Origin of the sequence: Dactylosporangium sp. NPDC050688 (genome assembly GCF_040654515.1) — a bacterium.
In the GTDB taxonomy this organism is placed as follows: domain Bacteria; phylum Actinomycetota; class Actinomycetes; order Mycobacteriales; family Micromonosporaceae; genus Dactylosporangium.
In genome coordinates this window covers 19,707-27,847 of record NZ_JBFAIC010000103.1, presented here as the reverse complement: position 1 = coordinate 27,847, position 8,141 = coordinate 19,707, and the positions used below count along the sequence as shown (strand labels likewise).

General features: G+C 68.8%; 6 protein-coding genes and 1 pseudogene. 5 read left to right on the top strand and 2 right to left on the bottom strand.

Features of this window, described 5'->3' with window-relative positions:
* Positions 1-224 precede the first annotated feature (224 nt).
* A pseudogene (locus AB0H83_RS48295) lies at positions 225-381 on the bottom strand (transposase); the annotation flags it as partial.
* A gap of 545 nt (positions 382-926) precedes the next feature.
* Here AB0H83_RS48295 and AB0H83_RS48290 point away from each other — a divergent pair.
* The 5 genes from AB0H83_RS48290 (at position 927) to AB0H83_RS48270 (ending at position 6,100) form a co-directional block, all read left to right on the top strand.
* Positions 927-1,466 (top strand): SigE family RNA polymerase sigma factor, encoded by a 540-nt coding sequence (locus AB0H83_RS48290; RefSeq protein ID WP_360109523.1) that lies wholly within the window; start codon positions 927-929, stop codon positions 1,464-1,466.
* Positions 1,459-2,646 carry a hypothetical protein gene (locus AB0H83_RS48285; RefSeq protein WP_360109520.1) on the top strand — a complete coding sequence of 396 codons (1,188 nt, stop codon included), beginning with the start codon at positions 1,459-1,461 and terminating at the stop codon, positions 2,644-2,646. Before AB0H83_RS48290 ends, AB0H83_RS48285 begins: the two co-directional genes overlap by 8 nt.
* Before the next feature lie 131 nt (positions 2,647-2,777).
* The gene (locus tag AB0H83_RS48280; protein ID WP_360109526.1) at positions 2,778-3,467 is read left to right on the top strand and encodes an IS6 family transposase; all 690 of its coding nucleotides are present in this window, start codon (positions 2,778-2,780) and stop codon (positions 3,465-3,467) included.
* A gap of 342 nt (positions 3,468-3,809) precedes the next feature.
* Positions 3,810-5,039, top strand: coding sequence for a hypothetical protein (locus AB0H83_RS48275; RefSeq protein WP_360109517.1), 1,230 nt, complete (start codon positions 3,810-3,812; stop codon positions 5,037-5,039).
* Between the two features lie 632 nt (positions 5,040-5,671).
* On the top strand, positions 5,672-6,100 hold the full coding sequence (locus tag AB0H83_RS48270; protein ID WP_360109514.1) for a transposase: 429 nt from the start codon (positions 5,672-5,674) through the stop codon (positions 6,098-6,100).
* 333 nt (positions 6,101-6,433) lie between these two features.
* Here AB0H83_RS48270 and AB0H83_RS48265 read toward each other — a convergent pair whose 3' ends face one another.
* Entirely contained in the window at positions 6,434-7,603 is a 1,170-nt protein-coding gene (locus tag AB0H83_RS48265; RefSeq protein ID WP_360109511.1) for a leucine-rich repeat domain-containing protein, read from the bottom strand.
* Positions 7,604-8,141 lie beyond the last annotated feature (538 nt).

The window sequence follows — 8,141 nt, the reverse complement described above, 5'->3', positions numbered from 1 at the left end:
TGGAAGGTGCTCATCTCGAAGATGCGCTTGAATCCCGCCACCATCGGCGTGGTCAGGTCCTGCGCTATGCCCCAAGCGGTGAAACAGCCGATCAGAGCAATGAAGAGCAGTCGCATCCCACCGCCGAGTAGCGGCTGCCGCCGCCCCCGCTCGTCTTCATCCGCTAGTGGCAGCGTCATGCTCAGCCGCTGCAGCAACGTGTCCAACACAAGATCAGCATGTCGCTCGGCAAGCCTGGACCTGAACTCCGACAGCACCGAACAGTCGAACCTCGCGTCGGTCAGCTCCAAACCCAGCGCGTACTTCCAGGCGATCCGACAACCCTTCGGCGAACTGCAACACGCTTACCAGCGCCAATCGGCTAGGCGACACAGCCGATTCTGGTGGGCGCGGCCAGGCGCTCCGGGCACGCACCATGACCAGGGCTATGGAAGCGTTATGGTGCGGAGCGCGCTCCCAGACCATCTCCTGCCCAGCCGGCACCCCCGGACACCGCCTACATCAGCGCGTTCGACAACGCGTCCGGGCGCTGGTCGCCACCACGAGATCACCGCGCACCGCGACCGCAGTCACCGCCGTGCGCGGACCGGCCAGGACGTACCGGACCGAGCCGGGTCACGGCGCCGACGACCACCACTCTTCCGGTCCTGCCCTGCGCGGCGCCGGCGACGACCAGGGCACGTCGTCGCCGACCGCCAAACAGGTGGGCCGCGCCGGCGGTTCGCCGTTCACAGCGGCGCGCCGCACCGCCGGATGATCAGCGCCGCACGCCCGGCCCTGCACGGACACGGCCCGCGACGCCTACGGACCGGCCGCCGCGGGCCGAACGGCCCTGGCCGGTCGGGTTGGCGACACAACCGGTCTCGCGAGCTGCACGTGTTACTGACACATCTCGACCATTGATCGGGATCGCAGGGGAGGGGATCATGCAATTGTCCACACCATCGCGGCTCGACGGGCCATCGCCGCCAGGCTCCGGACGCATCGACTTCGACGAGTTCTACCAGGCACATTTCCGGGCGATGACTGTGCAGTTGTGCGCCTACATCGGCGATCTCGGACACGCCCAGGACCTGGTGCAGGAAGCGTTCTGCCGTGCCTTCTCCCGCTGGGAGAAGATCGTCAAGTACGACGATCCGGTCGCGTGGGTCCGCAAGGTGGCGTGGAATCTCGCCACCAGCCGGTGGCGGCGTGCGCGAACCGCCGAACGGTTCGTCCGTCGCCAGCGTGAGGAGCACGTGCCCGGACCCAGCCCCGACCGGGTCGCGATGGAGACGGCGTTGGCGCTGTTGCCGACCAACCATCGCCGGGCGGTGGTCCTGCACCACCTCGCCGACCTGCCCGTTTCCGAGATCGCCCGCCAGGAGGGCGTGGCAGAGGGAACCGTCAAGTCCTGGTTGCACCGTGGCCGCACGGCGCTGGCCGCTCACCTGACCGAAGGCAAGGAGGGGAAGGGCCATGAATAGTGAGGACACCTTCCTGGACACCCAGTTCGCCGCGTACCGCAACGAGTTGCTGCCGGACGTCACGCCGGTCGGCCCGGACGCCGTACGCACCACGGTGCGCCGCCGGCGCAGGATCACGGTCACCGTCGGTGCGGCGATCGCACTCGCGCTCATCGCCGGCCCGGCGGTCGGGTACAGCGCGCTCAACCGGGCACCCGCACCGCCCGAGCCGGGCACCTCGACTGAGCCGACACAGGGCTCCCCTCCGTCGTCCTCGCCGTCCGCCGCCCCGCCGGGGTCCGCCACGGCCACCGCGCCGAACGGCCGCATCTCCCGCAGGGACCTGCTCGCCGCACGCCTCCCGATGCCGCCCTGGTCGGGCGACGTACCGTGCTACGGCGAGTGGTTCGCCGACGCCAAGCCGGCACAAGAGGGCAACTGGCTGGAGAGCGTCGACTACGCGGACGTCGACCGGGACGGCGCCGAAGACGCCGTGGCCATGATCGGCTGCAAGTTCAACACCGTGATACAGACTCAGGTCGCGGTCTTCAAGCGGAACCAGTCCGGCAACATCGTCCTCCTGGGCCAGGTGTTGACGAGCTGGCCGCCACTCGGCTGGATCTTCCAGATCGACGCACAGCCCGACGGCTCGATCCGGATCGACGTCGGCGACCGGGAGCCGACCGACGAACAGGTGGCCTCCGTGGTCGTCCGGCAGTGGCGGACGTACGGATGGACCGGCACAAGGTTCCAGCAGACGGCCGGCCCGACAAGCTTCCCACCGAACCCGACCCTGGCCGACCTGCGGGTCACCGCCACCGACATCACCTACGCCGCGCTAGCGGACGACGGATCGCGCCACGGCACCACCACTGTCACGATCCGCAATGCGGGACCGGCCGCCGCGCAGTACGTCTGGTTGTCACTGGAACTCGGCAAGAACGTGCGCCACGAGGGCGACGGCTGGTCGGGCTGCGTGGAGGTGAGCAGCAGTCCCGACCCGTCGAACCCCAACCTCGGCTGTCTGCTCGGACCGATGCGGGCCGGCGAGACCAAGACATTGGTGCTCGGCGTGGCAAGCCCCGGAGCGGTGCTGACCCAGTACTCGGCCAGGGCCGTCGTCATGTGCCTCGACAAACAACGCGACCCGGTGCCCGACGCCAAGCCGTCCGACAACGAGGCCCACTTCGAGCAGCGCTGAGGAGCGGCCGGATGGCTCGACCCCGAGCCACCCGGCTGCCAAGCGACGATCACGGCGGGTCTGTTGCGTTGAGCGTTGCCCTGGTCAGTCAGGCTTGACCGGAGCAGCTCTCGAACCGTCGGCGTCCGGCCCTGCCACCGCGGTCGGCGTTCGCCGGGTTCCGGTTCCCGCCCGACGTCATCATGGTCGCTGTCCGGCTGTACCTGCGGTACAACCTCTCCTACCGCGACGTCGAAGAACTGTTGATCGAGCGTGGTGTCGTAGTCGACCACGTCACGATCTTCCGGTGGGTGCAACGGTTCACGCCGCTGTTGGCTGACGCTGCCCGGTTCTGCCGGCATTCACCTGGCGACAGATGGTATGTCGACGAGACCTACATCAAAGTCAACGGTGTCTGGCGATACGTGTACCGGGCCGTCGACCAGGACGGCCAGGTTATCGACGTGCTCGTCTCCGCCCGCCGCGACGCCGTCGCAGCCCGCCGGTTCTTCCGCCGGGTGTTGGCCATGTTGAAGGTGAGGCCGAGCGAGGTGGTCACCGACGCGGCGCCGGTGTACCCGGCCGTCTTGGACGAGCTGGTGCCGTCGGCGTGGCACCACGTCGAACGTTATGCCAACAACCGGGTCGAGGCCGACCATAGTCAGCTCAAGCACCGGCTCAGACCGATGCGCGGCTTACGCACCGACCGGACCGCCCAGACGATCATCACCGGACACGCGTTCATGCAGAACCTCCGCCGCGGACACTACGAACTCGGCATCGACGCCGCACGCGGGCTTCGCGTTGCCGCAGCGTTCACCGAGCTCGCCACTGCCATCTGAGGCCAGCCAGGAAATCGGGATCGCTGCGCCACCCGATCGAATGACGCAACAGCGCCCTCGGGCCCTCCCTGCGGCAGGCGATCGTCCCTGCGCGGCTGATGGGCCGGGTCGCCTCCACCTCCCGCATGCTCGCCATGTGCGCCGCCCCGACCGGCGAGCTCGTCCGGGCGGGCGCACCGGAACCGTTGTGAGGCGGGCCGGTGCGCCGGGAACCGTTGTGACGCAGGTGTCGCCGAGGCGACACCGGATTCCAAGTCGGTCCGTGGTCGAGATCCAAGCCACCCCCAAGACGCGCCCCGCACGATCCTCCTGTCCGAGATCGCAGACAGGGAGTGGAAAACCATGATGAGGTACAAGCTGTTGCTCGTCGCCGCGGCGGGCGCGTCGGTCGCCTTGGGCGCGACGCCTGGTCACGCGGCCGAGGACTCGCAGCCGGGTGCCGCGTACGGCTGGGGCGCCAACCAGTTCGGCCAGACCGCGGCCGGCGCGGCCGGGCAGTACAACAGTCCACAAAGGACGGTATTGCCGGATGGCGTCGTGCAGCTGCAGAGCGGGGGCCGGGCCGGCTACGCCCGGACGGCCGACGGGCGGCTGCTGTCCTGGGGGTTGAACCTCAACTCCGTGCTCGGCAACGGCTCGACGGCCGCGAGCACCCGCTCCGCCGCGCCGGTGCTTGGCATCGGCGGCGTGGGCACGCTCACGGACGTCGTCGACGTCTCGGTACACATGGAGACCGCCGTCGCCGCGGTGCTGGCCGACGGCACCGTGGTCGCCTGGGGCCCGAACGGGAACCGGCAGCTCGGCGACGGCTCGACGGCCGCCGTCCGGGCCTATCCGGAGCGGGTGCTGACCACGCCCGGCGCCCCGCTGACCGGCGCGGTGGACGTCGAGTCGGGCACCGACGTGACGTACGCCCTGATGGCCGACGGCACCGTCACCGCCTGGGGAGCGGTGAAGTGCGACGGCGCGGTCGCGGGCGCGACGCCGTTCGCGACGCCGGTGGCCGGGCTCGTCGACATCCGGCAGATCGCGGTCTCCGGCGGGGTCGCCCTGTTCCGGCGGGCCGACGGCGCGGTGCTGTCCTGCGGCGGCGAGGCGCGCGCCCTCGGCCGGCCGTACTCGTCGGTCTCGGCGTTCGTGCCCGGCCCGGTCACCGGGTTCGGCCCGGACCGCCGCGCGGTGGACATCTCGGCCGGCTCGGCGGCGATGACCGCGCTGACCGCGGACGGCCGGGTGTACCTGTGGGGCGAGAACACGCACCAGCAGCTCACCCCGCTCGGCGTCGCGGGCGGCATCGCCGTGCCGACCGAGCTGCCCCGCCCGGCCGGCGAGCCGGCGATCGTCGACGTCGAGAACGACAACTCGCCGATCGTCTACGCGGTGCGGGCCGACGGCTCGCTGCTGGTCTGGGGCAGCAACCAGTTCGGCATGGCCGGCACCGGCGCGGGCAGCGGCATTGTGAGCCCGACCGTGGTCACCGTGCCCGGCCGCGCCATCGTCGGCATCGCCGCGGCGAACTGGGACGTCCTGGCGGTCACGGCCGCGTCTCCCGATTCAGCCATGCCTGCGTGACCCGCTCCACGTCGATCCCCGCCGTCCACAGGTCGGCGGGGTCGTCGCCCATGAGCAGCGGGCGCAGCCACCGCTCCGCCCCCATAGGCCCGCGGGGCCTGCGCCCCCGGTCGCCGGGTCAATGAGCAGGTCCAGCAGCTCGCTCCCGCTCTCGCCCGAATCGTCCGACAGGTAGCCGCAATACGCTATCGCGACCGCGGACACGCCCAGGCCGGTGCGCTCGGCCAGCTCCCGCACCAGGGCGGGGTCGATGTACATCGGCCGCGGGCCAGACCTTCGTCGACGAGGTCTAGCCCTTCACGGAATAGATTGAAGTCGGCGAGTCGGCGAACCCCACCCACCCGAAAGCCAACAAGATCAATCACGCAGTTCGCGCCAGAGTCCCGAACTCCCGAACAACTGGCGCCCGAACAGGGATCTGGCGCACATTTCGGATGCTGTTGGTGATCTTGGTCGGTTGATCGGTTTTCTGGCGCGTCGCTGCCGGGCTCGAAGACGCTTCGATGCTGGATAGCGGGATGTCGATGGGTCGGGGTTCGGGTTCGGCTGTTCCATTGGAGACGGCTCGGGTGGCGTGGGCGGCGAGCCCGAAGGGCACGCCTGCGATGTTGATGCGGGATCGGTTGCAGGACTTGTTCGTCGACGACGACTTCGGCGGCTGGTTTCCTGTGGACGGCCGTCGTGGGGTGTCGCCGGCCCGGTTGGTGTCGGTGTCGGTGTCGCAGTATGCGGAGAACCTGACTGATCGGCAGGCAGCGCGGGCGGTGGCGTGTCGTATCGACTGGAAGTACGCGTTGGGGATGGAGTTGACCGAGCCCGGGTTCGATCATTCGGTGCTCAGCGAGTTCCGGGACCGGCTTGCCGAGGGCGACCGGGCTGATCGGCTGCTGGCGGTGATGGTTGATCGGCTCGCGGAGGCGGGTTTGGTGCGGGCGCGGAGGCGGCAGCGCACGGACTCCACGCATGTGCTTGCGGCGGTTCGCCGGCTCAGCCGGGTGGAGTTGGTCGCGGAGACGATGCGCGCCGCGCCGGAGGCGCTGGCGAAGCTGGACGAGGTGTAGCTGGCCGTTGTCCTGCCGGCGGAGTGGGCCGAGCGCTACGGCCGGTCGGCGCGGCACGAGCGGCAGCCGTCCGGTGCGATGGCGTTGCGGCAGTACGTGGAACAGGTTGGCGCTGACGGTATTGCCTTGCTGTAGGTCGTCTACGGCCCGACGGCTCCCGCAGGCGGGCCGGGGGGTGGCCGCTGTCGAGGTGTTGCGTCAGGTCTGGGTCCAGCAGTACTGGTATGACGAGTCCGGCCAGCTGCGGTGGCGGGAGGCGAAGCTGTCCCGAGGTCGCCTGAAACCGCGTCTCGTCTGGGGCTGACATCGATGCATGAAGCGCCGACGCGGGCGTCAGGAGCGGTTGGGCTTGGCCTCGACCTTGGTAGTCACCGGAACGCGCGGCTTCGCGGTGAACGAGTTGAACCTGGCGCGTAGGTATTGGAGCTGGTCGAGCGCTTGCACTGACTCAGGCAGCGTGGTGAGCAGATTCTCGTCGAGGTAGAGCGCGCGCAACGCGTGCAGGTTGCCGATCGAGTCGGGCAACGAGCGCAATTTGTTGTACGACAGATCCAAGGTCTCCAGCTCGCGGAGCCGGCCGATCGAGTCGGGGACCGTCGCGAGTTCGTGGCCGGCGATGTTCGTCCAGGTCAGTGCGGTGAGCTCGCCGATCGACTCAGGCAGGCTGGTCAGCCGACCGTTGCGGATGGCGAGTCGTGTCAGCCGGGTCAGTTCGCCGATCCAGCCGGGCACCTGGCTCACCGGGCCGGTGAAGTAGAGGTATTCGAGCGCGGTGCAGCCGCGCAGCTGCGCCGGGAACTCGGTGAACCGGTTGAATCCCAACGACAGCGTGGTCAGGTTGACGAGGTCGGCGAACGACGCCGGCAAGGCGGTGAGCTGGTTCGAGTTGAGATCCAGCCCGGTCAGGGAGGACAGCTTTCCGATCGATTCGGGCAGCGCGACGATCTCGTTGTCGCGCAGCTGGAGCGAGTGGAGAACGCCGAGGTCGCAGATTGTTTCCGGCAGCGCGTCGATCTCGTTGTCGTCGGCGCGAAGGTCGACGAGGGTGGCCAACTCGCCGATGTTGTTGGGCAGCCGGGTCAACTTGTTGCCGGTGACGCGAAGGGTGTGCAAGGAGCGCAGGTCCGCGCACCAGTCGGGCAGCGTCGTGAACGCATTGCGGTCGAGCCGCAGCGTGGTCAGTGCGGCGAGGTCGCGCATCCGGTCGGGCAGCGTCACCAGTTGGTTGCCACTGGCCGTGATGTGCTGGAGCGCGACCAGCTCGCCGATCTCGTCCGGCAGCGCGGTGAGCTGGTTGTTGTCGAGGCGTATGTCGGTCAGCGCGGTCAGCTCACCGATCCAGGCCGGCAGCGCGGTCAGCCGGTTGTCGCTCAGGTCGAGTGTGGTGACCGTGGTGAGGTCTCGAATGGTCGGACGAAGCTTCGTGAGGCGGCGACCGGACAGGTCGAGGTGGGTGCCGCCGTTCGTGCGGGCGTCTTTGATGAGCTCATCTGTCGTGGGCACGCGCTGCCAACCGTTTCCGTTGAGGGTGGGGTGTTCGGCACCCTAGTAGCTCTCCGCAACCTCCACATACGACAGTCGATCGTCACGGAACGCGATACCACCAGCAGAGGCGTTCGTCGTCGAGCGTGCCGCGTGGCCGACTGGGTCCGGCCGCCCGCCGCGGCCCCGGACCGGGCCGTCAGCTTCGGCAGCGACGCGCCCCGAACCGGCCAAGCAACCAAGATCACCAACAGCATCCATTTCGTGAAGCCAGACCGTAGACCGCCAACGGCTACCTCTTCCGGGCTGAGCGTCGGACTGCACGAACAGCGCCGGCCTCGAAGCCGCTGGCATGGTTGCAGTGATCATTCACGGAGATTGCGCCACCCGAGTTCGACAGTTGAGCGATCTTCAACGACACGGGAGTATGTGAAGGCGCTGGTCAGGACCGGGTGATCTGGTGACGGAGACGAAATCGCCTAGTGACACGCCGAGCAGGATCGTAGCTGCTCCATGTACTTGAAAGTTGGCTGTCCATAGACACGGGTGGCTAGGGTGG

What these genes read in the sequence shown, in the direction of transcription:
- AB0H83_RS48285 (WP_360109520.1), top strand. Translation starts at nt 1,459, where the DNA reads ATGAATAGTGAGGACACCTTCCTGGACACCCAGTTCGCCGCGTACCGC.
- AB0H83_RS48290 (WP_360109523.1), top strand. Translation starts at nt 927, where the DNA reads ATGCAATTGTCCACACCATCGCGGCTCGACGGGCCATCGCCGCCAGGC.
- AB0H83_RS48275 (WP_360109517.1), top strand. Translation starts at nt 3,810, where the DNA reads ATGATGAGGTACAAGCTGTTGCTCGTCGCCGCGGCGGGCGCGTCGGTC.